General features: G+C 33.9%; 26 protein-coding genes. 12 read left to right on the top strand and 14 right to left on the bottom strand.

The window, feature by feature from the left end; all coding sequences use genetic code 11:
- Nucleotides 1-141: 141 nt before the first annotated feature.
- The 5 genes from DBR32_RS03375 to DBR32_RS03355 all read right to left on the bottom strand — a co-directional run bounded on the left by DBR32_RS03375 (nt 142) and on the right by DBR32_RS03355 (nt 4936).
- Nucleotides 142-990, bottom strand: coding sequence for an SdrD B-like domain-containing protein (locus DBR32_RS03375; RefSeq protein ID WP_158605896.1), 849 nt, complete (start codon nt 988-990; stop codon nt 142-144).
- Nucleotides 991-1342: 352 nt separating this feature from the next.
- Nucleotides 1343-1534, bottom strand: a complete 192-nt coding sequence (locus DBR32_RS03370; RefSeq protein ID WP_124634858.1) for a hypothetical protein — start codon at nt 1532-1534, stop codon at nt 1343-1345.
- Between the two features lie 10 nt (nt 1535-1544).
- The gene (locus DBR32_RS03365; protein WP_158605895.1) at nt 1545-2513 is read right to left on the bottom strand and encodes an IS1595 family transposase; all 969 of its coding nucleotides are present in this window, start codon (nt 2511-2513) and stop codon (nt 1545-1547) included.
- Nucleotides 2514-3108: 595 nt separating this feature from the next.
- Nucleotides 3109-3327 carry a hypothetical protein gene (locus DBR32_RS03360; RefSeq protein ID WP_124634856.1) on the bottom strand — a complete coding sequence of 73 codons (219 nt, stop codon included), beginning with the start codon at nt 3325-3327 and terminating at the stop codon, nt 3109-3111.
- A 4-nt stretch (nt 3328-3331) separates the two neighbouring features.
- Nucleotides 3332-4936, bottom strand: a complete 1605-nt coding sequence (locus DBR32_RS03355) for an anti-phage dCTP deaminase (RefSeq protein WP_124634855.1) — start codon at nt 4934-4936, stop codon at nt 3332-3334.
- A 205-nt stretch (nt 4937-5141) separates the two neighbouring features.
- Between DBR32_RS03355 and DBR32_RS03350 the strand changes: the two genes are divergently transcribed.
- Complete coding sequence (locus DBR32_RS03350) at nt 5142-7082, top strand: DUF262 domain-containing protein (protein WP_124634854.1); 1941 nt, start codon at nt 5142-5144, stop codon at nt 7080-7082.
- 477 nt (nt 7083-7559) lie between these two features.
- Nucleotides 7560-7943 (top strand): hypothetical protein, encoded by a 384-nt coding sequence (locus DBR32_RS03345; protein ID WP_124634853.1) that lies wholly within the window; start codon nt 7560-7562, stop codon nt 7941-7943.
- 5 nt (nt 7944-7948) lie between these two features.
- On the opposite strand, the gene DBR32_RS03340 is transcribed toward DBR32_RS03345, so the two are convergent.
- Entirely contained in the window at nt 7949-8185 is a 237-nt protein-coding gene (locus DBR32_RS03340; RefSeq protein WP_124634852.1) for a hypothetical protein, read from the bottom strand.
- 260 nt (nt 8186-8445) lie between these two features.
- The gene (locus tag DBR32_RS03335) at nt 8446-8817 is read right to left on the bottom strand and encodes a helix-turn-helix domain-containing protein (protein WP_124634851.1); all 372 of its coding nucleotides are present in this window, start codon (nt 8815-8817) and stop codon (nt 8446-8448) included.
- Between the two features lie 147 nt (nt 8818-8964).
- Between DBR32_RS03335 and DBR32_RS03330 the strand changes: the two genes are divergently transcribed.
- From DBR32_RS03330 to DBR32_RS03315, 5 genes are all read left to right on the top strand, one after another.
- Complete coding sequence (locus DBR32_RS03330) at nt 8965-9441, top strand: hypothetical protein (protein ID WP_124634850.1); 477 nt, start codon at nt 8965-8967, stop codon at nt 9439-9441.
- A 35-nt stretch (nt 9442-9476) separates the two neighbouring features.
- Nucleotides 9477-10157, top strand: a complete 681-nt coding sequence (locus DBR32_RS03325) for a fibrobacter succinogenes major paralogous domain-containing protein (protein ID WP_124634849.1) — start codon at nt 9477-9479, stop codon at nt 10155-10157.
- A gap of 141 nt (nt 10158-10298) precedes the next feature.
- The gene (locus tag DBR32_RS15540) at nt 10299-10445 is read left to right on the top strand and encodes a hypothetical protein (RefSeq protein ID WP_158605894.1); all 147 of its coding nucleotides are present in this window, start codon (nt 10299-10301) and stop codon (nt 10443-10445) included.
- 101 nt (nt 10446-10546) lie between these two features.
- On the top strand, nt 10547-11947 hold the full coding sequence (locus DBR32_RS03320; protein ID WP_124634848.1) for a hypothetical protein: 1401 nt from the start codon (nt 10547-10549) through the stop codon (nt 11945-11947).
- 10 nt (nt 11948-11957) lie between these two features.
- Entirely contained in the window at nt 11958-12773 is an 816-nt protein-coding gene (locus DBR32_RS03315) for a hypothetical protein (protein ID WP_124634847.1), read from the top strand.
- A gap of 34 nt (nt 12774-12807) precedes the next feature.
- Here DBR32_RS03315 and DBR32_RS03310 read toward each other — a convergent pair whose 3' ends face one another.
- On the bottom strand, nt 12808-13023 hold the full coding sequence (locus DBR32_RS03310) for a helix-turn-helix domain-containing protein (RefSeq protein WP_124634846.1): 216 nt from the start codon (nt 13021-13023) through the stop codon (nt 12808-12810).
- A 115-nt stretch (nt 13024-13138) separates the two neighbouring features.
- On the opposite strand from DBR32_RS03310, the gene DBR32_RS03305 reads away from it, so the two are divergent.
- Entirely contained in the window at nt 13139-14002 is an 864-nt protein-coding gene (locus DBR32_RS03305; RefSeq protein ID WP_124634845.1) for a restriction endonuclease, read from the top strand.
- A 31-nt stretch (nt 14003-14033) separates the two neighbouring features.
- Here the strand turns inward: DBR32_RS03305 and DBR32_RS03300 are convergent, their stop codons facing one another.
- Nucleotides 14034-14972 carry a helix-turn-helix domain-containing protein gene (locus DBR32_RS03300; protein WP_124634844.1) on the bottom strand — a complete coding sequence of 313 codons (939 nt, stop codon included), beginning with the start codon at nt 14970-14972 and terminating at the stop codon, nt 14034-14036.
- Nucleotides 14973-15064: 92 nt separating this feature from the next.
- On the opposite strand from DBR32_RS03300, the gene DBR32_RS03295 reads away from it, so the two are divergent.
- Both DBR32_RS03295 and DBR32_RS15535 read left to right on the top strand, forming a co-directional pair.
- Nucleotides 15065-15295: a hypothetical protein gene (locus tag DBR32_RS03295; RefSeq protein WP_124634843.1), complete on the top strand. Its 231-nt coding sequence runs from the start codon at nt 15065-15067 to the stop codon at nt 15293-15295.
- A 26-nt stretch (nt 15296-15321) separates the two neighbouring features.
- A complete protein-coding gene (locus tag DBR32_RS15535) occupies nt 15322-15459 on the top strand; it encodes a hypothetical protein (protein WP_158605892.1) in 138 nt (45 codons plus the stop codon).
- Between the two features lie 14 nt (nt 15460-15473).
- Here DBR32_RS15535 and DBR32_RS15530 read toward each other — a convergent pair whose 3' ends face one another.
- Both DBR32_RS15530 and DBR32_RS03290 read right to left on the bottom strand, forming a co-directional pair.
- On the bottom strand, nt 15474-15647 hold the full coding sequence (locus tag DBR32_RS15530) for a hypothetical protein (RefSeq protein WP_158605891.1): 174 nt from the start codon (nt 15645-15647) through the stop codon (nt 15474-15476).
- 329 nt (nt 15648-15976) lie between these two features.
- Entirely contained in the window at nt 15977-16747 is a 771-nt protein-coding gene (locus tag DBR32_RS03290; protein ID WP_124634842.1) for a hypothetical protein, read from the bottom strand.
- A gap of 543 nt (nt 16748-17290) precedes the next feature.
- On the opposite strand from DBR32_RS03290, the gene DBR32_RS03285 reads away from it, so the two are divergent.
- Nucleotides 17291-17545, top strand: coding sequence for a hypothetical protein (locus DBR32_RS03285; RefSeq protein ID WP_124634841.1), 255 nt, complete (start codon nt 17291-17293; stop codon nt 17543-17545).
- 31 nt (nt 17546-17576) lie between these two features.
- Here the strand turns inward: DBR32_RS03285 and DBR32_RS03280 are convergent, their stop codons facing one another.
- Both DBR32_RS03280 and DBR32_RS03275 read right to left on the bottom strand, forming a co-directional pair.
- The gene (locus DBR32_RS03280; protein WP_124634840.1) at nt 17577-18578 is read right to left on the bottom strand and encodes a hypothetical protein; all 1002 of its coding nucleotides are present in this window, start codon (nt 18576-18578) and stop codon (nt 17577-17579) included.
- Nucleotides 18503-22126, bottom strand: coding sequence for an S-layer family protein (locus DBR32_RS03275; protein ID WP_124634839.1), 3624 nt, complete (start codon nt 22124-22126; stop codon nt 18503-18505). The genes DBR32_RS03280 and DBR32_RS03275 overlap by 76 nt, the downstream gene beginning before the upstream one ends.
- 953 nt (nt 22127-23079) lie before the next feature.
- Between DBR32_RS03275 and DBR32_RS03270 the strand changes: the two genes are divergently transcribed.
- A complete protein-coding gene (locus tag DBR32_RS03270) occupies nt 23080-24060 on the top strand; it encodes a S41 family peptidase (protein WP_124634838.1) in 981 nt (326 codons plus the stop codon).
- Nucleotides 24061-24555: 495 nt separating this feature from the next.
- Here DBR32_RS03270 and DBR32_RS03265 read toward each other — a convergent pair whose 3' ends face one another.
- Nucleotides 24556-25194: a hypothetical protein gene (locus DBR32_RS03265; protein WP_124634837.1), complete on the bottom strand. Its 639-nt coding sequence runs from the start codon at nt 25192-25194 to the stop codon at nt 24556-24558.
- Nucleotides 25195-25763: the final 569 nt, after the last annotated feature.

Genomic DNA, 25763 nt, shown 5'->3' with positions numbered 1-25763 from the left:
GGCAGGGCAGATGTCCGGGTAACTTTAAAGCCGAGATAAGTATTGCCATTTCCGTTGATCACAAAACCGGGTTTGGACTGAAGATCTAGGCTTCGATCGGTAACATTGAATGTATTCCATTGGTTATTGCTTACGGTGTAATTATTCGATGGCAGTACGTTCGTTCTGGTATCTGTACCGGAGGAACGTAAGTGTATAACCTACAGGAACCGAAATGCTAAAGGCAATCTGAGCACTAGTTGCTACATTGCGGATCTCGTTCAACCTCACGACAAAATCTCTGGAATCGCCGGTATTCATCGCATTGATCGGCAGCAGGATTACCGGGGTCAAATCCGGAACTGAGGTATAGGTGATGGATATTGTTGCTTGATTGGATGTTAGTCCTGCATTATCGGTAATGGTATATTTTATAGGCGTGGGATCTGCAGTAAAGCCGGATTGAGGTGTGAATGTAACCGCACCGGTACTGCTGTTCAATGCCCATGTACCTTGATTAGGCACTATAAAGCCGGTCACATCTCCCTGAGCATCGGTAGTGATAGCCGTTGCACCTGAAGGCGCTACCAGGCTGATGCTGTCTTTGGTTAAGGTACCGCTGTTCGGATCACTATCATTACTTAAGATATTGGATACGGTTGCTGCGCTGCCCGGTGTCTGGTTATTCAGGCTGTCGTTGGCAGCCACAGGCGCTTTATTGAGACCGAAGTTAACACCGGTAATATTACTGGAGCCCACATACATTAAATGATTGACATCTGTCGGCGAGGCATCTGTAGAGCTTACACGATTGTAGCCGGAAGGAGTGCTCACACTAACATAATAATAGTTAGGTATAATATTGGAAAAGCTGTAATTGCCGCTGGCATCCGTTGTTGTCGAGACAGAGGTTCCATTGTTGTACAAGGTAACGGTAACGCCTGAAAGGGTTGTTCCATCCGGAGTTCCTGCATTATTATCATCATAAATTGTACCGCTTAATGTAGCCAAAGGATTATAGTCGATGGATATCGTTGCTTGATTGGAAGTTAGTCCTGCATTATCAGTAACGGTATATTTTATAGGTACCTAATCGGCAGATTGGACAAACTATATTTCCAAATAAAAAGCACCTAATTTTAGGTGCTTTTTATTTAATCCAAATATTTCTCTAATATCCAATCCTATTTAAATATCCTCTAAAGATTTACTATAAGTTATTAAAACCCACTTGTGATTTGTTTGTAATACGGTTACACTATTACTTTAGATGAGGCTATGGCATCTAAATAACTTGGTATTACTATTTTTTATTTTGAAAATGAGTAGATGTAAAATTACTTTATTTATAGAAAAGATAAAGCTAGTTTTCAAGTTTTGATAAGTCCAATTCTAATCCAGCCGGGATACTCTTCTTTAATTCTCTCTGTTCCTCATCAATTTCATCTCTTCTTTTCTCATAATCTTCGGTATCTTCTTTCTCCTTTAGCTTATTACTGTAACTTTTACTTGTACATATAAAGTTAAAATCTTCAAAGGTTTTAATCCATTTCATAAAGTATATATTAATCTTGGCTTCTATACTTTCCTGCTATCATTTTTTCATATTTGACAGTTGTATTGCTCACCATTCCTAACAATCCAATAAATTTATCAGCAGGTTTTTTCTTTCGTAGATTATATCTACAAGTATGTTCTGCGGTATACTTAGATAAGTGTTTAAGGCTTATGTATCTATGTGTTCCTTTTACAGCTCCTTTGAATATAGACCAAAAACCTTCAATTGCTTGTGTGTGGTACTTAACATCATCAACAACCCTAACAAACTTATGTTTGCCATGTTTATTAGTGATGTGGGTATAGTTGTGATTAGGCAAATTTTGATATCCTCTATGAGCATCTGTTACAATGGTAGCTCCCTCTTCAACATTATCTTTTAAGAATGGAATTAATACATCTTCTGCATTACTATCACTAAGTGTAGTTATTATATTTCCATCTTGCTGAACAGCACCAATTATATATGTTTTAGTTGTACCGATTAATGATGATCCTTTTGCCTTTTTAGCTCTTTTACTTTTAGGTTTATTGCTCTCTTTACCACCAAACATTGTTTCATCAGCTTGAACAGTGCCGAATAGCTTTTTAGGGGTTGCACTTCTCATTATTTCTCTAAGACGGTGTAATAAGAACCATGCAGAATGTTGGGTGATTTTTAATTCTTTTGATAAGGTAACAGAGCTAATACCTGCACTATTATTAATAAAGGTGAATATAGCCATAAACCATTTTCTCAAAGGAATTTTTGTTCCTTCAAAAATGGTTTTAGTAACAACAGAGAATTTTTTATAACATTTATTGCTCGAACATTTATAGCCCACTGTTGTGCGATATGCATTTTCATGGCTACAATGAGGACATACGATATTATTTCCCCAACGTAGTTGTTCAAGATGTTTTTTACAAGTTTCTTGATCTTTGAAATAATCAGCTATTTCAAGTATTGAGTCAAATTTTGTAATATCCTTTACCATGTGCATAATTGTTATATTATGTACAAAGTAAAAGGTTTGCTACGCCAAAATGTGACGTAGTTAACCTCTGATAGCACTTTTTATTTCGACAAAAATATATTCTCGCTATAATATTTTTTATAGCATTTGTCATAAAGTTTATTGATGTTGAAGTGGCCGAATAGTCGTTTTAAGTTCTTTTATCCTTTTAGTAAACAAAAATAAAGTATAGAGAAGTTTAGGTATATATGTATGAGACTATCCGTATGTAGGATACAAAATGTAGTGGCGATTTAATTTCTCTATCGTAATAAAATATTCTATAATGGGTTTCAGTTTATCTAACACATATAACCTAACCAAATTTCTAGCGCAATTCGAAGCAAATCACTTACATACACTCCAATATTTTAAAATATATTTTCATTCTTAAACAGTTTTTAGACCGCAATCACGTTAATATTGGATTAATAAAAATTTTATTGACTGAATTTGAAAAAGTAATTCAAGAACCAGAACAAAGAGAAGCGAAATTATGGGAAGAATATTACGATCCTTCATTTACATAAAGAACAAATAAAAAGAGGCCGTCTATAAACGACCTCTTCTTATTTGTTTAAAAGCTTTTAGTGTTCTGTAAAACAATCCTCCGTAGATTATCTTCTTTTATCTTTTTAGATTCAGCAAGAGCTTTAGAAAAAGATATTACAGTTGTTTTACGATGTAAATTGATGTTTACGTGAGAATTAGATTTTACGACTTCGTCTATATTATTTTTTGCATTAAAATCTAGTTCACCTTGATAGCTTTTAGATTCACTTTTATGCTTTCTCATAAAATTAATTTTTCGACAAAGAATGTTTAGTTTGTTGTCCTAATGAATGTAACGCTTGTTGTTCCAGTGTTGACAATGCTTGTAAAGATTTTGCCTTTTTAGGGCTTAAATTTTTTAAAATTTTTGGTATCACGTTACCGTTTTGCTTTCTTTCTGCAAAATTAGTAAAAAATGTTAGATAATTCCTTGGCGCAACACCATCAAACATCAATATTTTAACTTTTTCCACCTCATGTTCATTTTCCGTCATTGAATCATCATGTAACGTTAGGCATAAACTTTTTACATAAGGTTCAACATAGTAAACTTCTTTAATGCCTGCTGCTACTATGTGTCTTGCACAGTTGTGACATGGATATGTTGTACAAAAAAGTACCCCGTTGACCATTTTGTCTCCTGTAAGTTGACTGCCTTGAATTATTGCGTGCATCTCCGCGTGAATACTCCGGGAATATTCAATAATATCCTTAACTTTACTATTCCTCAAATTATTTCTAATCTTTTTGACTAAATCTAAATCAACAACATTATCCTTTTCAAGCATTTGCCGAGTATCGTTGTCATTTAATAAGGATTTAATTATATTTTCCACCAATTCATCTTTATGCTTATCATTACTACAATATCCTAAGTTAAAGCACCTATGGTCTCTAACATAATCTGATGTGTATAAATTGCCACCGAATTTAGGTACATCATTCCATCCTGTCGCTAACAGCGTTCCTTTTTTATCAATAATGGAGGCTCCAACTTGGCGGGATAAACAGGCCGAATTTCCTGATGCCGACTTAGCTAAATACATTGATTTCTCTTCTATTGTTGGGGTAACAATTGAGCTTTCAAAAATAAGATTAAAAAATCTTTGAATTTTTCTTTCGATTTCAGGGGTGTTGCCTGCCGAAACCCGCATAAAAAAATCTCCTTCTACGAAAGTTCCACGTACATTTTGTCCGTGATTAAAGTTCTGTTTATCATCTATATCTATTATTTCTTCTATTTCAGGTTTAGTAAATCCTTTTCTAGCCAAATTTTTACGCCTTTCTTCTAATGATGAAAATAGACTTATCTGATAAAAATTATCAGTATAAACTTTTCGGAATAGCTCTAGCTCTTCCTTTGATTTAATTGAATCAACGAGAAATAACTTTCTTCGGGATTCAAAGTGTTCTGGGTTAATGTCTCCTTCCTCTATCTCAGGTCTCTTAGCTTTCACTTCTGCCAATCTACTTAAATATATTGATTCTACAGCTTTTTCAGCCAAATGTGAATTATGGAAAGTGTCTCTTATATGGTTACCTTTAGCTATCTTATTAAAGTACTGATTAAATATTATAGACTTTGCCGAGCTAGAAGTATCTTCATAATCAATGTCTATTTCTTCGATATAATTACTCAATTTTATATGCTCAACATCATAACCGTAGTTTATCTTAACAAAATTTAGTAACCTTTCGATAACGGTTTCTTTTAAAGAGCCTATTGGTGAGCATATAGCTATAAATAATTCTTGTGTTAAAGTGTTATCTACTTTTTCTATAGCATTTTTACCTTTGCTCTTTTTCGATTCTCCATCAGAATGCGGAGAGAAATCTAACTGCGCTAAACCCATTTATAAAAAATTTTAACCAAAATACATTATAAAAAACAAATTTCAAATAATTGTTAATTATTTTCGCGGGAGCTAATATTGCTTTCAGATAAATATTTTAATCATTTTTATTTGAAGACGATGAATTTATTATGTTTGGGGGATATTCAAGCCTATAACGCTAATACAACACTTATAAGATTACTGTTTATAATTAAAATTCGTAATGGAAACACAACTCTATTCTATATCAAAAATTTTTACTCAAAATATTTATAGAATCCCTGATTATCAAAGAGGATATGCTTGGACAGAAAGCCAATTAAAGGATTTTTGGCTAGATGTTGAACAATTAGAAAACAATAATAATCATTATCTAGGCCTCCTTACACTTGAATTAGTACTTCCTGGTGTTTATAATGGTTGGGAAGAAGATTCATGGATAATTGATTATAAGAATTTTACTCCCTATTATATTGTTGATGGACAACAAAGGTTGACTACTGTTATAATCTTAATCCAAGCCATATTAGAAACTGCTACCGACGGAGAGAAACTCAATTATGATACCATAGATGAAGTTAGAAAGAAATATCTTTTTGACACCAGAAATGAAGGAATTTCAAAATCATACATTTTCGGTTATGAAAAAGATAATCCTAGTTATGAATTTTTAAAGACTAGAATATTTAATGATCATTCAGCATCATCTTATCAAAATGAAGAGACAATTTATACAAACAATTTAATAGCTGCAAAAGAATATTTCATTGAACAAATTCATAATATGACTGCTCACGAGCGTGGAATATTGTATCGTAAGATAACACAAAATCTACTTTTTAACATATATAGCATTAAAGAGGAGATTGATGTTTTTGTTACGTTTGAGACTATGAATAATCGAGGCAAGCCGTTGTCTCAGCTTGAACTTTTAAAAAATAGACTAATTTATTTAAGCACCAAATTACACTGTGATCAAACTGAGAAGAATAGATTACGTAAGAAAATAAATGATGCTTGGAAAGGAGTCTATCACTATTTAGGAAAAAACAAAAATAACCCATTATCAGATGATGTTTTTTTAGATACCCACTATATGCTATACTATTTTGAAATGGCAGCCATTGCTATGGATGAAGAAGACCATTATTACATGTATAGCAGAAGAAGAAATTATAGGCTTTCAAAGAATCTTCTAGATAAAATTTTCACACTCAAGAGGATTAACTCTGCCGATAATAATTTAGATTTAGAAGAAATTAATACATATGTTGAAAATTTACATAGAACAGTAGAAACTTGGTACCATATAAATAATCCACTGGAGTCAAATAAAATTAATAAAAAGGAAGCAATTGTAATAGATAAACTAAAAAGACTACAATTTGAAGATATAGCCCACTTATTGCTTTTAATCTATCTTAAATCAAGCAAAAAAACTGATAATTATGAAAACTTGTTATTATTGGAAAAATATTACTTTATAGAATCTTTAATTTCATATCCAGATAATACTATACATTTAGATACTATCAAGGTTTGCTTCGACATACTGAATAATTCCCTAACACTCAAAGAGTTTTTCCAAAGTTTTAAAGTACAGATTGAAACCCTAATTAATGACAATTCTTTTACACAGAAAGTAATAAGTCGATATTCGTATCGAGGTAGTTTTTATCGTTGGACAAACTCTAGATATTTCTTTTATGAATATGAGCTATCCATTCAAGAAAAAACTAAAAGCAAAACGCATAAATTGGAATGGGAAATGTTTCGATTTTGGAATGAAGACTTTGTTTCGTTGGAGCATATATACCCACAAAAACCCAAAAGCAAATACTGGAAAGATAGATTTGATCATTTGACGCTCAAACAAAGAAGGGATTTATGTGATAGTTTAGGTAATCTCTTAGCATTATCAAAACCCAAAAATTCAAGTCTTCAAAATTATGATTTTCCAAAAAAGGTCCAAACCAACAAGGAATATGTTGGATACAAATACGGTAGTTATTCTGAAATAGAAGTTTCACAAAGCGAAAATTGGACACCTGAAGATATTTTAAATAGAGGCTTGAAACTGGTTAATTTTATGGAAAAAAGATGGGGGTTTTCTTTCCTAAATGATAAAGAACGAAAACAATTTTTAAATATAGATTTCATCTAAACTGGTCTATCTGTATGTAGGAAAAATAGAAAATGGGATCGAATTGGTCCCTTTTTTCTGTACTATCAAAATTAATATATACTGTTACTGTATGAAGTATTTAAAGACTTTTGATGAGTTTAGTAATATTTGTCTTCCGGTGGATAAAAACGTAAGAACAAAATGGACAATGAAGAATTTATTTCTGATGTAGAAGAAGCAGAGAGAGTTCAGAAAAAGGAATTAGAAAAAGAGAAATAAATAAGTATATAAAAATATCTATATTGATATATTATTTGTATAAGTCGAATGGAAGCACCTTTGCTTTAAGTATGATTATTATGGATTAAATGTATACAGCTGTTACCACGAATTGGTTTTAAAATGAACAATAGCTACTTTGATTCTGAATTGTTTTCCATTTAGTAAGGATTTGAGACATTCGCTCTAATATATTTGAAGAAACTGTTGAAAAGTTATCAAAAATTTCATATTTTTGTGAAAAAAATGCCATATAAATTTTCCCTATACTATAGGTCTAATAACGAGATAGTATTTGATCAAATTAACCAGTTATATACAGAGCATATAGAGTCTTTTAATGAAACGATAAATGCACATAATGATAATCTTGGTCAATTAGACACATCACTTATTAACTCGATTGGAAACGAGATAATAAGTGATAATTTAGTAATCTTTGAATTAGAGATTACACATAATATTATTAAAAACTTTTTAATGTTCTTTCTTGATAGATTAACAGAAAACTATGAAGATTTATCATTATGTCTCACCCTCCTACAAGAAATACCAGAAATTATCAATGTGCAAGAAGATATCGAGGAACTAAATCCAATTGTATTTGAATATACTGTTTAATAATTCTATTCATATTCTAATATATAATTTCCGTTATCATAGTTTATCCAAAAACCAACTGTTCTTAGAGCTATTTCTTTTGGCGTAAGTGTATGTCGTAACTTTTTCAATTCGGCATTAAGAGAATTATTGAGATTGAATATTGGCATCCATTCTCTTTTCCCTCGACTGATATATGTTCCGGCTATCTTTAATACTTCGGTAATTTCTGTCAATTTTTTAATATATTCATCATTATTCATTTAGATATATATTAATATATTATTACCTTCTTTTCACTGTATTTATTTGCCGCGTTACTTGTTTCTTATTTCATGATTAAAGAATATTTTTATCATGAAATAGCTTTGGCAACTTTTTGTTATTTGAGCTTTTATTCAATATCTAATAATTTAATCTTTCATTAATAAACATGTCATTATACTTTAAATATTCTCTTGGTAGTGAAACACTTCTATTTATTGAGATTGGATATTGTTTTATGAATTTTACTCGGTGTCTATTATGTACCAATTAATAGTTTCTTCAAAGCTTCAATTTCATCATCTTTCGCTTTCAGCAGCTTATCATAAAGCTCTATTATCTTATCCGATGTAGTTTTATGAATAACAATCCCCTCACCATGATGTGTTGAATAATTATTGTAAACTGTACCACCGTCAACATCTAATATTTTGTTTATAGATGTTTCCAAAACATCCGCTATTTTCAATAAATTATCTACAGAAAGCCTTGTTTGATTTGTCTCTATTTTAGAGTATGCCTTTTGTGTTATGCCTAACCTTTGAGCAAGATAGTCCTGAGAATAGTCTTTATCTTCTCTTAATCGTTTTATACGACTGCCTATTTCTTTTTCTTTTATTGTAGTATCCATCTTAAGTACTAATTAAGTACTTGCAAGGTACTAATTCAGTACCAATTTTCAATATTTTATGATAAGATATTTATTTCTTTTGCCTTGGAAATATTTACAGGGTAGCTGAAAACTGTATCAAAGAGTAAGCATAAATATCTTAATTAAATGAAAACTATTAACCTATCACGAGCCTATAAAATCCGCTCAATTCTAAAACCTAAATTTATATTACTAGCCGGATATGTAATTCTATCAAGTTGTAGCAATACACCCTCTGTGATGCCCATATACAAGGAATTAAGAGCAGAGGCAGCCAATGACCCCGAACCTCAAAAACAAGCCAAAAATGAGGCTAAAAAACAGGAAAAGCAACTGCGGTATTTAAATACTACAAATGCAGGAATGACCGCTTATTTTGATGACGGCACTTATACCAGTTGTATGCATTGTGACTTTAATAAATCAAACATAGAGTCTTTGTTTAAAGGCAAACCTGATGGTACGTATAAAGTATTAAAAGATGGTCGTATTCAATATAGTAATTCAAATATAGAAGAAAAGCCAAGACCACCTAAAAGAAAGTTTGAGGATGGTTGGATGTTAATCGACTACAAATGGAATACTAAAGTACCTCAACAATAAAAACAATTTATCTAACAATTAAACACATTTATTCAATGAGAAAATTATTATCAATCATCATCGCTTTTATATTAATAAGTAATAACGGGCATGCACAAAACACCGTAAAGATCGGCAACCAAATATGGATGAATGAAGATTTAAAAGTTATGTGTTTTAAGAATGGCAATTTAATAAGTGAAGCAAGAGACAATATAGAATGGAGTGAAATGTGTAAGATGGAAACTCCATGTTACAGAAGATTAAGCAATGGTGCTTTTATCTATAATGGTTATGCTTTAGCAGATAAAAGAGGTCTTGCACCTGATGGCTTTAGAATAGCTACATTAAAGGACTTTAAGCTACTGTTTGGGTTTATCGGTGGACTAACCAATATAAAGAATACAGGTAAGCTAACCAGTTATAGTTTTACGGCAGAGGATGAAGCACCAAACGGAAATTTGATCGATATAAAAGTAGCAGGAAAAAACATATATGGTTTTAATGCCCGGATGGGTGGATTTTGCTATGGAGTAAATAATGAAGGTAATGCGGATAAAGGTGCCTGCAATTTTTGGTGGACTTCAACAGAAAACTTTATTAATGATGAAGAAACAAAACAAGAAGTGCCTAATCTATGGGGTGTAAGTATTGGTTCTTGCTCTAATGATTTAGGGGGTGAAACTAGCTACTCACTTGATTATGGATTCTCTATTAGATGTATTAAAATCAAATAATTTCAAAGCTTATTTTAGGGAATTATATATTAAAATATAAGTAATTGATACTCAATAAATGGTCATAAATAAATGTTAAAACATTGCCTAATGGGCATTTAAGGGTGGTTTTGGGGAATATATAATTAAAAAAACAACCTTATGAAAGACCAGATTAAAGCCCAAATTGAAAGAGAAAAGGAGAATCTAAAAAGGCTCCAAGAAACTAAAACTAGACAACGTTTAGATACTGATAAAAAGATGTTATCTATAAGAGAGAAAATAGCAAGACTAGAGAAACAGTTATAAAAAAGTTTATTGATTATCAATAAATAATTCACTTAGATGTTCTTTATGCCAAAAAATAATTACTACTATTGCGAAATTTTTAATTCAAAAAACAAAAACAAATGAAAAAAACATCTATTGTTCTATTATTGTTAGTTGCAATAATATTTGGAGCATGTAAAAAGGAAATTGTACAAGAAGCAAATAAAAAGCAATTGCGTACAATGAATGGTACTTTAATGACAATGCCGACTGTACAAAATGGCATTCTTACATTTAAGGATGAAGAACAATTTAAAGCATATATGGCGTTATTACAGGAACAAGTAAGTAGTTCTGATCAGGAAACAGATGATGTATTAATGAGTATAGAAGAACAAGTAGGTTTTTCTAATTCATATCGCCAAATTAAAGCAGATGCTTTTGATGCTCAAAATGCTATTGGATGGAACAAGCCTAGTGAAATTCCTGACGAACCCTTTACTAAGGTGGAGCAATCTATAATGAACCAATACAAGGAATATAAAATTGGAGACAATATTTACAAAAGAATGTCTTCTCAATTTGACATTATTATTTTAGGTGAAAATGTAACCAAAGCAGAAGAAATTCTAGCAGGGTCAAGATTACTTCAAGAGGGTAATGGTACGATTTCAATAAGCCAAATAAGGGCTTTAGATTGGAGTAAAAAGCATCTTGTTATAAATGACATCTCTATTAATGGATGGGAAATTACCCCAACAATAGGAGAAGACCCTCAACCGTTGGCTCAATGGGAATTGTCTGGATTAGTACATAGTATGAATGAGTGTGGCGGTCAACTTAACAAGGCTGTTATACGTTCAATGGTATTGATAAACACAATTAACCCATACACACCACTTTCTGCTTATTATGATGTTGATTATGGTGATGGTAGTGCAGGTTACACTAATTATCATGCTACAGGTGGTATGTTTGGTATAGAACTATATGATGAGCACCAATATCCGGCAGCAGGAACATATACATTAACAATTAAAGCAAGAGCAACAAGTAACGGACAGATTGTTGTTACGAAATCATATCAAGTAACTGTTGTAGGTGGTAACCTATGTTCTAATGCATCAAAAACAAAAACCTATTGGCATGAGATAGATGCTACCCATGCAATAAGATGTAAGTTGACTTACAATAAAAGACGGCACTGGTTACAGGGTAAATGTGCTGATGGATTAGGTGAAGTAACTTATTTTGTAAAAGAAGGCTCATCATGGAAAAACAAAAAAGCAACTGCTCTTGGCTTATCTTTGTTCTCTTACGGTTATAAAAATGATGTTGTTCCATGTACCTTATATGGTGCTACACCGGAACAGAGTATCTGGTTGAATAATGTAGATGATGCTAATATTAATAGGAAATCTTGTGATGCAGGTTTACTTAGAACAATCCAATTAAAATGGATAACAATTGAGGGCTTGTTTAAAGTAACCATTGGTTCTCACACACACGAAAAAAGATTTATCATGTCCGTTTGTGACTAAAAATATTTTAATGAAAAGAATTGCTTTATTGACTGGCTTAACTATTGTTGGATTTAATGTTAGTGCACAAAAAAATCATATAGATATTAGTGCAACACCTAAGATTTGGCTTAACAGTCTTGATGTGTACCGTGATAATTTTGGAGAAAAATCGCTTAGTTCGCTAAATCGAATGGGTTATACTGCTGATCTTACCTATCGTAGAACCACAAAAGGAAGATGGTATTATGGTGTAGGTGGGGGTTATTCTCGTTATTCTCAAAAACTGAGACTTAAATATGATAACATGGGATTTTATATTCCCGGTACTAGTAACTATCATTCAGTAGGTCATTATACTGCATCAATGGACATGTTATCTGCCCAAGCATTTGTCGGATATTCAATTCCGATTAAACAGAACAATAAAGTAAAGGCTACATTAGATATTGACTTTGGTGTTAGAACAATGTTTTCGTTACAAGGAGAACAATATGTAACGGATACATTAAGGGTAAAAGGAGATCACCGTTATGATTATGGTGTACTTGAATGGGGACTGGATAACTTTGCACCTGTATTCGATTTAAACATTACCTATCGAATTTACTCACAAAAATTGTCACGGAGTTTCTTTGTTGGTTTATGTTTATCAGGTTATCCGGGATTTCATTATCCTATTATCAATGATAACTATGTGAATGGATTTTCAAGATTAGGTGATTACAAAAATGATTTGAATGGTAATAGGCAATATGGCAATCCCGGTGAAATATATGGTGAAGGTACATTTCCCAAATATTGTTCTATCGGGATAAGGCTAGGAGTAGAGTTATTCAAGTTTTAAATAGAGAAAGGCAGTCATAATTGACTGCCTTTCTCTAACTATCTAAGTATTCCGCTATTCTAGCCATATTACCTGACATAAATACCGCTCCTTCCTCAGCAAAAAAGAACTTTACATTATGACCAAGCCTGAATTCTGCTTCTTTACAAGCATTGTTGATCTTTGATTCACTAAAACCTAATTGTGTTTCTATTTCTTTAAATGATACCATTCTTCGATTTTTGTATAAGAAAGCTAGTAACTGTTTCATAATATATTGATTTGTGTAAGAAAAGTATATGGAATGTGCATGAATTAGCCAAATAGAATTAAGGAATATTCAGTTATTTTGACATAGTTAAACTATTTTGTAATTAGTAATTACTATGATAAAGCATATGTGGAAGGATTATGAAAATAAATTGTTCAATTTCTTAAAAGAAACATATCCTGAATGTGAAATTGAATATGATGATTCTATATTTGGACTATATAGTAAAACAGAAAGACAAATTGATTTTGCTATAAGAGGTAATCTAGCTGGAAAACGGATATTAGGAGTTGTTGACTCAAAATATTATAGTAGGAATATTGATGTGAAGGATGTAGAATCTTTTATTGGAATGATACAAGATGTCAATGCTAATTTTGGGTTTATGATTACGAATAATGGGTACTCAAAAGCGGCTAAAAATAGAGTGAAGTATTCCAATTTGAAGCTTGATATATTAAGAGTTAATGAGTTGAATGAATTAGAATTAACTGTAGATTATTTTTTCAATCAGAATATAAAAGGTTTGCAGCTCTCTAAATCGGAATTTTTGAGAAGAGGTAAGCAGAATTCGGCATACTTTGATGTTGACAAATCAGATTATAAAAAAAGGGCTATCTGCTTCAAAGAGGGCTATGCTACTACCGAATATTATGCATATAAAAAGCTTCTAGAGAATATTGTCAGAGCATTCAGAGACTTTGACCGCTTACATACAATAAATATCTTTATTCCAGCAAATAAAAATGACAGCAGTACAAATTTTACGAATAAAAAGTACTTGTATTACTGTAAAGTAAACAGGAGTGAAATTGAAAATTTCTTAAGAATTAATATTGACTTTTTGAGGGATGATATAATAAATTGGCGCAACGAATTTCTGGCTAATATTTCAAAAGAAACTGTTGAGAGATTTGCTTCGATTCATGTTCGCGAAAAAGCCTATGAAAATTATGAAAATTTGATCTTGGAAGCCTAAATTTGTCCAATCTGCTGATTTGCCTCCTGAATTACATACTTAACATATCAAGTTCATCATAGTCTATATTTCTTCTTTCTTCAATAAGTGGATTGAGATCAATAGGGTATTCATCCATTTCGCCAAGATTATAAACTACTAATTTATACTCAGCTTCGTCAATAAACTCTTCATAGCTCGCTACAGGTATAGATATTTCAAATCTCAAAATTGTATATACTTCTTTTGGAAATATTGGTATCATTTCACTATTTGAGACAGTTATAGAATTGTTTCCTTGAAGAGTGTTATAACTATATGATTTGTCGTATACTAACTGTACTTCTTTAATACCATTAACAGTAAATGCCACTTTATATTTTTCAGCAACATATCTACCTGAATTAGTTACTTCAATAATAATTCTAAAAGAATAATGATCTATTTTGCAGAACTCAGCTTGACCCTGATTAACAGAAATTCTATGACCATCAATTGTAGATTTATTAGGTTTAAAATATAAATTTCTTATTTCATACTCTTCCATTGGTACTGATTGAAAATTAAACCTTCGGTAATACTTTTTGTCACCATTAATATGGGGGCTACTATTTGAGTTTGGTATTTTTATCACATAAAATGTCTTTTCAATATCATTATCAACTCTAATTGGAAATATTTTTAACCCTTCTATTTTAGGTTGAATATTAGACAAAATGACATTTTCTAACCACTCCTTAGTATAAGTATTGCCATCAATAAACGAAAAAGATGAAGCAACGTGGTTTTGCTCTTCAATACCATAGAAAATCAAACCACCATCAGAATTAGCAAAAGAAGAAACATCTTTTGATATTTCCTTTTTTACTGATTTCTCATTAGATAAGGCAGCCCCTGATTTAAACTCTATATTAATGCTCTCTTCTAATCTTGAGTTGATGATTTGATCAATTGTATCGCTAGTAAATTCTTCTAAATTTAAAAGTTCCATACATGTTTTTAGTTTAAAGTTATGAATTTTGATACACTTTTTAATTGCAATATAGGAAGGAAGATGAGTATAATCTTTTTACTATATATTGTATGAAGTATATTAAACCATTTAATGAATTCAATAAGCCTTTTCATACGTTATACGATCATGTAAAGGATATGAAAAAGAAAGAGCAAGATGATGAAGCAGAAACGGCGCATTCTTTAAACCATGTTGAAGTAATGAGGAATATAGGAGATATTATGAATAAATTAGATAGTCACCAAATAAGGAAACAAAATCTAAAGGCAGAGAAAACAGAAAGACAAGGGATTAAGTAATATTACGTTTTTCGCAACTTTGTAATATGGCTAAAACATCAAAAGACAAGAAGGAAGAACCGTTAAAATTGGAAGGTGATTTTAATGATTTCTTAAGGCTAGCTCTTAATCATGAGCCTAAAGGAGTTGGGACAAAGCCCGAAAATAAAAAAACTGCATCATAATTGATGCAGTTTTTTTATTTATCTTCTTGTGGATTAGTTATTTCAGTATCAACTCTATTAATTAGTTTATCTGTTATTTCTTTTTCTTTCCGCATTTTATCATCGACTATATCTTTAACATCCCTATCATCTTCGTGTCTAGGTAATCCTGACACATACTCTTCAAATTTCTTAATGTACTTTTCCATAAAGTATATATTAAATTGTGCCGTTCCATTATTGTGCATTTATTGGGATGAATTTTTTTTTAATACAGTTGGGATTTCTAATATAAATCTGAATGTGGTTTTTTCATAGAATTCCGCACCTTTATAGAGAAGCCTCCCTTCAATAAAAGCACCTCTCACCGAATTATATGGAGGTATATTTTTCGCTAATAGAGTTTTGTGCTCAAAAGTAAAAAAAGGTAGAAGCGTTTGAAAACAAAATTGAATATCCAAAAGATAAATAGTAACTAAAAAAGCATCAAAAATGATGCTTTTTCTAATTTCTCATAACTTGATATAGTTCCCTAATTTTACCATGGATTATATGGTAAGCACCAACAACTTGATGCGGCAATTGCACCTTGAAGGGCTAAATTATCTCTATTTTCTAAATTGTTATTTGCTTCTGCATTTTCATATGCCATTATATAGCCCATAACATCATATGCAAAAGTTACCCACCCTCTGGAAATACTAGCTGTTACATAGGGGTCAACTATTGGAGGGTTATATGCAGAATAACGTCCTATGGCATATGCGGTTAATAATTTTGATCTCTCGTTGTTGTTAAGATTTTGATCAGCAATTATTTCATTTTCCGCAGTAATTAGCATTTGATAAAGTTGACAGTATGTTAGGCCTTGTGGAGGGTTCAAGCTTATATTTATCATATAAGTAAGATAGCTTTTGGCGTGATTGCTAAAACTGCTGTTTTGAATAATATTTGAAAAGTTATTTACATAATCTCCCTCAACAGTAGTCATAGTATACATGGCACTTTCTTCATCATATACTGAATTGTCATTATCAGTCCACCACTGAGATAGTGAATTTGAAATAGTTTGATAAGAGCCATTGTCTAAATCTTGATCATTAACTACTGCATATACTCCTAAATTGTGTTTTTCGCCGATGTGGTCATATGGATTTAAGCTATTTTCAGGTGTACAAGAAGTGCTTGAAGTTATAGATTGAACATTTACCTTTTTTGTGTTCGGTTGTTCATGACTATTCTTACTACAGCCAATCGAATAGGTAATTAGAGTTAATACACCTACTAATGCGAATAATTTCCTTTTCATAATTATTAGATATTTAAGTGAATAATTGTATAAATATAATAATTATATATTATTTAACACAAAAATGTGATAAAAAATAGTTTCCTGTAAAAAAGCCCATATAAAGGGGCACAATTGATTAACGGTTCAACGATAATGCTAAATTTATATAGGGGGCAAATAAATTTAAAAGTTATAATTGTAAAGCCCCTAAAAAGGGGCTTTCACATCTCTGTAATGGTTATGGTTAACTATGAGATGTAAATGTACTCTATTCTTATCGGTGCAGTAGTTTTATTATATAAGAGGACTAAATGTGAATATGCAGAATAAAAAAGCCCCTTTACAGGGGCACTATTCAAGCAAGACGAAACCTAACTTACACTTATGAGAATGAATAGCTGTACAAACATAAGATATTAAAATAATGCCATATGAGAAATTTATATAATTATGTTTTGGTAAAATGTAAGTTGCTGTTTTAAAATAGAAACAAAATCTAAAATTATAAAAACGGAAAGACAAGGGGATTCAATAATATTACATTTTTCGTAACTTTGGTTTATGGCTAAAACATCAAAAGACAAAAAGGAAGAACCTTTAAAATTTGAGGGCGATTTTAATGATTTCCTGAGACTAGCTCTTAATCACGAACCCATTAAAATAAAGAAGAGGGATAAAGTCACTACGAAAGATAATCCAAAAGAAGTTTATTGGGTTACTGCTATCCATATCGATACAGGAAGGGTTGAAGTAAAAAAAGAAGATTCGGAAGAAACTTTAGAATTTAATGAAGATGACCTTGTGGTTGTTGTATAATATAAAAAAAGCACCTATAAGGTTCTTTTTGTTAATCATCTAAAGATCGAAATTCGTAAGCTTGTTCATCAACAATTCCTCTCATAATGGTTATTTTGATCTCAGGTTTTTGTTTAGCCCTATGCTCGAATGATAAGTTCAAAATCTTCATAGTGAACTCATTGCTTATAAGAATTCCAGTTTGTTGCGAAGCAATGAAATTATCTAAATGAAGCATATTAGCTATTATGTATACATTGTCTTTTAAAAAGTCAAAAGATACAAGATCAATTGTTCCCAAAGGAATACCCTTAGAATCTGTAATTTGTTTATCTAGTATATCGACTTCTATAGCCCTTGTTGATTCCTTATTTACAATTACTAATACCCATCTACCATTAAGTAATTTATAATCATGTTGATGAAATTGTTCGTATCTAAAATTGTCAATTGAGGTTTTATGCGTAACTAACTCACTATTTTTTATTTCAATTTTCTCATGTAATTGGATATTGGCTATTTGTAATCCTGCAATATCATCATCTAACTTTGATTTGTCAATTTCTAATGATTGGAAACTACTTTTTAATGATAGATTTTCTGTTTGTAATTCGGTGTTTTTCTGTATGATTTCAGAGTCTTTTAAATATATCTCAGTTAGTTGTGCAGCGGCTTTCTGATAACGTTCCTTTTCTTTTACATAAATCTGCATCGGAACATAGTAGTTCTTTAATATCTTAGTGTTCCAATTATCACTTCTTTTTTTAACTCCATTAAGAAAAGCTGTAATACACATCTTAATTAATGGAAATCCAAATGTGTATGCACACGACCAAATAAGAGGTTTCCAAAAGTAAAGCCAGTATGAGGCATTTAGATTAATCAGATCAATGTATGACTTATAACCATCTATCTTTAGATCAATTTGCTTATAACCTATTAATCCAACTGGAACTTGCCAATTAATTACTAACCAGCTTATAGCAAATGATGCAAGTAATGGATTTGATAATCTCGAACGTATTTCTTTAAAAAAGTCTGTAATTGCTTCCATTTAACTGTATTTATTCCTTTTTTTGTGAAGATATATATTTCTTTAACAAAATAAAAGCCCTCAATTTGAGAGCTTTTTACTTGGTAATATAGTTTGTCCAATCTGCCGATTAGGTGCCATTTTATAGGTGTAGGATCTGCAGTAAAACCAGCCTGAGGTGTGAATGTAACCGCACCGGTGCTGCTGTTCAGTGCCCATGTACCCTCGTTAGGTACGGTAAAGCCGGTCACATCTCCCTGAGCATCGGTAGTGATACCCGTTGCACCTGATGGCGCTACCAGGCTGATGCTGTCTTTGGCTAAGGTACCGCTGTTCGGATCACTATCATTACTTAAGATATTAGATACAGTTGCTGCGTTGCCCGGTGTCTGGTTATTCAGGCTGTCGTTGGCAGCCACAGGTGCTTTATTGAGACCGAAGTTAACACCGGTAATATTACTGGAGCCCACATACATTAAATGATTGACATCTGTCGGCGAGGCATCTGTAGAGCTTACACGATTGTAGCCGGAAGGAGTGCTCACACTAACATAATAATAGTTAGGTATAATATTGGAAAAGCTGTAATTGCCGCTGGCATCCGTTGTTGTTGAGACAGAGGTTCCATTGTTGTACAAGGTAACGGTAACGCCTGAAAGGGTTGTTCCATCCGGAGTTCCTGCATTATTATCATCATAAATTGTACCGCTTAATGTGGCCAAAGGATTATAGTCGATGGATATCGTTGCTTGATTGGAAGTTAGTCCTGCATTATCAGTAACGGTATATTTTATAGGTGTAGGATCAGCTGTAAAACCCGATTGCGGTGTAAAAGTAACGGCACCGGTGCTGCTGTTCAGTGCCCAGGCGCCCTCGTTAGGTACGGTAAAGCCGGTCACATCTCCCTGAGCATCGGTAGTGATAGCCGTTGCACCTGATGGCGCTACCAGGCTGATGCTGTCTTTGGCTAAGGTACCGCTGTTCGGATCACTATCATTACTTAAGATATTAGATACGGTTGCTGTGCTGCCCGGTGTCTGGTTATTCAGGTCATCATTCGTAGCGGTCGGATTATTGTTCAGACCGAAGTTAATACCGGTAATATTACTGGAGCCCACATAGACTAAATGATAGCCATCAGTTGGCGAGGCATCCGTAGAGCTTACATGATTGTAGCCGGAAGGAGCGCTCACACTAACATAATACCAGTTAGGTGTAATATTGGAAAAGTTGTAATTACCGTTGGCATCCGTTGTTGTAGAGACAGAGCTTCCATTGTTGAACAAGGTAACGGTAACACCCGAAAGTGCTGTTCCATCAGGCGTGCCTGCATTGTTATCATCATAAATTGTACCGCTTAATGTGGCCAAAGGATTGTAGTCTACCGTTACCTTGCCCCAATTCGAAATCAGGCCTGCTTCATCTGTTACCCTGTAGTAGATCTCCGTAGGATCGCCTGTAAAGCCAGCCTGCGGGGTAAAGGTTACGTTGCCGTTACTGCTGTTCAATGCCCAGGTGCCCTCTCCAGGTACGGTGAAGCTTGTTAAGCGGCCAGCAGCATCGATAATCTGATTTGTAGCCGTGAGTTGTGTCGTAATGCCGATTTTTCCAGCTGACAAGGTGCCGCTGTTAGGATCGGTATCGTTGGCTAATATATTAGGTACAGTAGCCACAGTACCGGGCGTTTGCCCGCCAAGTGCATCGTTTACCGTGGTTGGAGCAAGATTTAAACCGAAGTTAATGCCAGTCACATTGCTGCCCGAAACCGTTACGTTTGTACTGCCATCAAGTGGTGTCGCATCGGTAGAGCCTACATTATTGTACCCTCCACCTACACTTAACACCACGGTATAGTTACCCGGAACCAGGTTGTTAAAGCTATAATTGCCACTTGCATCTGTTGTGCTAGAACCAACAGATACACCATCTTTCTTAAGGGTTACGCCTACATTAGGAAACACGGTGCCGTCTGGTGTACCGGCATTGTTATCATCATATACTGTACCACTGATACTTACGGTGCTATTGTAATCTATGGTGATCGTTGCTTCATTGGACGTCAGTCCTGCATTATCAGTAACGGTATATTTTATAGGTGTAGGATCAGCTGTAAAACCGCTTTGCGGCGTGAAAGTAATTGCACCTGTACTGGTGTTGAGCGTCCATGTACCTTCGTTAGGTACTGTAAAGCTAGTTGTAAGCCCGTTGTTTGTAACCGTTCCGGTAGCGCCATTTGGAGCGATTAAGCTGATATTTGCCGCAGATAGGGTACCGCCGTTCGGGTCGGTATCGTTACTTAAGATATTGGATACCGTTACTGTGCTACCCGGTGTCTGGTTATTCAGATTGTCATTCGTAGCGGTCGGCTTCTGGTTAATACCAAAGTCGATACCGTTAACATTACTACTGCCAATAGTTACAGCGGTTTTTCCGTCCGTTGGTGTACCATCGGTAGCACTCACATGGTTGTAACCCGAGGGAAGGGTTACGCCAACAACATAATCGCCGGCTTGCTGATCGGCAAAACTATAATTGCCGCTGGCATCAGTTGTTGTGGTAGCGAGAGCAGTAGTGCCGTTCGATGCATACAAAGTTACTGTGGCGCCGCTATAATTAGTACCGTTGACACCCTCTGTCATGCCATTGTTGTCATTGGTCACTTTACCGCTTAAATTGTAGGTCGTCAATGATACGCTTACAAATAAACCATCCCCTCCTACCGTGCTTGTAGTTGCCCATGTTTGGGCGGTACCGTCACCACTTATATATACATCAAGCGCCACTGAAGTGATATTAGTGCCATTAACCCGGAAACTACCCGATGCCGCCTTACTCGCACTGGTTACAGCTGATGAAGCACCATAAATAACAGCTTGATTAAAGATTTTTCCCGTAGCATTATCCGCCTTAAAAGCGATATTGCCTCCCAACTCAGTAATCGTATTTGTACCAACGATTTTAAAACCGGTGGACATGCCTAACTGGTTTCCAAGACTGAACAATACTGTTGCTCCCATGCCGGTAATATGGATCACGGGATTGGTCACAGGCCGGTTAAAGGTTAACGTAAGTCTTCCAAAAAGCAGATTTTTAACATTTGTACCCACTTTGTCGGTACCGTCTGGGTTGATCAGCGCATCCGCACACACAAATAATTGAATACCGTAATCATTGGTGATGTTTAAAGCCGGCGTTGCACCGTCCGTTGAGTACATATCATTAGTCGGACTGGAAATTGAATTCATGAGTTGATAAAGCGGGGTCGCTGAAGGAGTATTGCCTCCGGTATTGTCCGCTCCTCCGAACATGATGCCGTGATAACCCGATGCACCATCTATGGCGTACTGTTGGTTACTTAAAGAATAGGTAACCGTAGTGGAAGGACTATGCACTGCACCATCTCCCTTGTACATTGTTACGGTTTGGGCTGCTTCAGTAGGCCCACTTCCTGTAGGTCCTCCTCCACTCTCAAATTTAAGTGAAGATTGGCTGTAACTGTTGGGTAACAACAGTGTAGTCATAAGTATACAGAGTACACTTAGTTTTAATTTTCTCATTTGTTTCTTCATTATAGTATTTTAAAATCTCATGTACTTCCATCTTAATAGGTACTATTTAAAATGTAACCAGCTAGGATGCAGGATGGCTAAAATGAATAATCATTATATCTTTGCATCATACGATCTTCCATAAATATCTTCAGGTTTATGGAAAATCCTGTTTTCGGAACGGGGGCTTTTATTTTGCCCAGTCTGATTATTATGTGCAAGAAAGGATTTGTAAAGGAGTCGGCTAATTGAAATAACATATTCCCTTTTTGATTAAGTGACTAAATATCAGTATACCATCTAAGCATAAGTATCTTTTAAAATAAATTAGATAGTGCAAAACGAATGGGATTTATTATGCTGTCACTCTAGTCAAAAATTTTCCTTAAAAGCATCAAACGACCAAACTACATGAGCAATAAGTTATTATTATTGCGTGGACAAAATTAGAGGTCTATGTCTAATAGGACAATCACCCGAGAGGGTGATTATAGCTAAGGTGACGTTAACATGCACAATCAATTGTTCTCTCAAGGGCATTCTGAAGGGTTAATAACAAGAATTAGCCTTCCGGATCTTGACTATATTTTGGGGAACATTTTAAATTTATGAAGGGCTTGCTTCTGATGGAATCAAGGGATCAATTTAAGTGGTTTTTGCACAAAGGCATGGAATGTTTAGTGTACAATTGGGCTTGCATATTTTAGCATTAAATATTTATACCGGGAACTAAAAACAAACAGAATACGCAACCGGGATCAATAGGTTATACCATTGATTATTAGAATAGGAGATAACTGATGTGAAAGGAATTGAGCAAATTTAAAAGTTGTGTATATTTACCAGCTCGATAAAAAACGACATCAATAAACTAAATAATTAGTATAGCTGTGAAGAAAAGAATACCATTAGTCTTCTGTTTTATAATTTGTATTTTAAATATATCTTATGCCCAAAATGAATGTAATTGTCAAATGGCATTAGAACGGTTAATAACTAAAATAGAAGTTGACTATCCTGGTTTTAAGGAAAAAACGGATGGCAGATTTGATGTATACAAAAATCACAAAGTTTTAGGTATTGCAAAATCCGATACTGCAAATAGTGCTAACTGTATTAAGGTATTAAACGATTATATATCTTTTTTTAAAGACGAACATATATACATACAAACAAGTGCAAATAACAACAATGACGCTGAGATTTTGGGGGAACCAAAACCCAAAGGAATAGAGGTAGAGGGGAAATTATTAGCATCAAATATTTTTTACATAAAAATTCAAAGTTTTAAATATGAAAATATTATCCCTGTAAAAGAATTAATAAAACTAAACCAAAAGAAAATTGAAAAAGCTAAAGCATTGATTATTGATATAAGAGATAATTTTGGCGGTACTGATGATGTATATCAGCCACTACTGCCTTATATTTTGACCAATCCCTTGCGAATAATGAATGTTGAATTTTTGTCTACAAATACACTTATCAATGGCTTGCGGGAGTATGCCATGAAAAATGTCCATAAAGACTCTTTAAAAGCAATAAATCAAATTGAAGAGGGGCTAAAAGAATACAAAGATAATTTGGGTAAATTTATCTTGTACGATGGTAAAAAAGTGACGATTGATACTATATCATTAAAATCGAAAACGCCTAAGCAAATAATTATTTTAGCAAATAAAAATGTGGCCAGTGCAGGAGAGAATTTTTTATTTTCAGCACGTCAAAGTAAAAAGGTGAAAATTTTGGGAACGCCTTCAATGGGCGTTTTAGATTATGGTTCGATTAGGGAGTTTAAGTTTGGTTGCGAGGATTATATATTATACCTGCCAACTTATCGTTCGGCAAGACTTCCTCAATATCCAATTGATAACATAGGAATTCAGCCGGATGTTTTTTTAGATGATACAGTTGGAGATTGGTTGCAGTTTGCGATTAAATATATTAATGAATAAGGTACTACCGCTAAGGGGAACTGTGTAAAAAAACAAACATTTTAAGCGATTGCTCAGAGATACATATCCTGATCGAAAGTGCTGCTTTTTTGTTCATCCGTTCGCTACCGGTCAACATACCACACTCTTTTGGTAGAAGATTCTCTAGTAACGCCATTTACGGTGATTCTACCATACAAAAACGCTAGTTTTAGATGTGGCTAAGTTCGGGAAGCTAATCTCGTAAAGGCTTTTGCGAAGCAAAAGCAGTGTATGTTTAGGATTAACGACACAGGAGTAATAGAGGGGTAACAAAAATCTGGTGTTCTCTGAGCGGATCTGCGCGGTAAGGATCAGACTACAAAACCATAGTCCTACTGAGCAGTTTGGAACGCACAGGGATGGATAATATTCCCGAAATATACACTAAAGGCTCCCCTGAAGATAATAGTTAAATCCTTTTTTGGCAGTATTTTGACTTACCTTAACGACATTGAATGGGCACTCGCAAGGGATTTATTTTTTTGTCGCCCTGTAGTATGCCGTAGCTGCTTCCGGATCAGAAACGGTGAGCTTGATTAGCCTGGCGTTATGGCTGTGCAACTCGATAGGCTGTTTCAGGAATGGCCCCCAGTAGCAGAAATATCCTAGATGCCCTTCATCCAGGCCCTTTACAAAGGCTTCTGGAATATCGTAATCTGTTATCTTGTAAGTTCCCCCAAGTATGCGCTGGTACTTTTTGGTTTCTTCAAATTGCTCGTTGATCATCTTCCAGACATTAAAGAAAATTAAGTCGGCAGCCTCCATTTTCTTTGCATCGGTAAGGGTTGCCCATTTCTTCGGTGAATATCCCAGGTACATATTTACCGAGAACACTTCGTTGCTTTTCCCATGAATGATTTCCAATACGGTCTGGATAGTATCGCGGGTTAACTCATATGTTGAATTCTGCAACCAGTCATCGCTTTTAGCAATCGGCCAGTCGATCTTGGTGTAGCCCATATCCAGCAGCTCTTTAACACGCCTGTCAAAGTTCTTGTAATCGCTCAAATGCAGTTTAAACGCATCGACATCAGGGGTAATGGGCTTTTGGGCGTACACGCTTAAACTGAAGATTAAAAGGAATAAGGCTTGGAGCAAAAGTTTGGCTTTCATAAAGAAATGTTTGGGTGAGCGAGAATTGTTGGGTGAAAATACGGAGTATTTGACAAAAAAAATTATCCTCATTAGCGCAAGTCTTTAGTGCATAGGGTAACGGGTAGGATGAATGTGCAATTACGATATTTTACTACTAAAATTTATAGAATGATTAATGCCGTAAATTTAACCAAATCGCATTCTGTTCATTGCTTCAGGCTTGGTGCGGAGACTTGTGCTAGATAGCGCTTAGCTTTGCGAAATTTGCACACGCATTGGAGTGTAAGTCTAAATCATTAGGGCATGTTGGCCGAAACATAGAAAATAAGACCTAAAAAAGGTAGTATGGACAGAATACAGAACAAACCTTATGTATTTCATATAAAATTAGAGGCAAGAGCTGTAAAATAGTTTAGTTCTTGCCTCTGATTTTCATTATCCTGCAAGTTGCAGATCATCGATAGTTATTCTATTTCTTATAAATATATTGAAGTTCCTAATTATTCGAATCTAAAGCAATACATTGAGTGGTCTTTTCTTTTTGTGTAAAAATTGTGGGTGTTGTAAACTTGTAAATTAGTGCCAAA

Source organism: Taibaiella sp. KBW10 (genome assembly GCF_003852495.1).
Taxonomy (GTDB): Bacteria; Bacteroidota; Bacteroidia; order Chitinophagales; family Chitinophagaceae; genus Edaphocola.
Note: the sequence above shows the minus strand (reverse complement) of the source record. Positions and strands in the feature narration are given on the sequence as shown.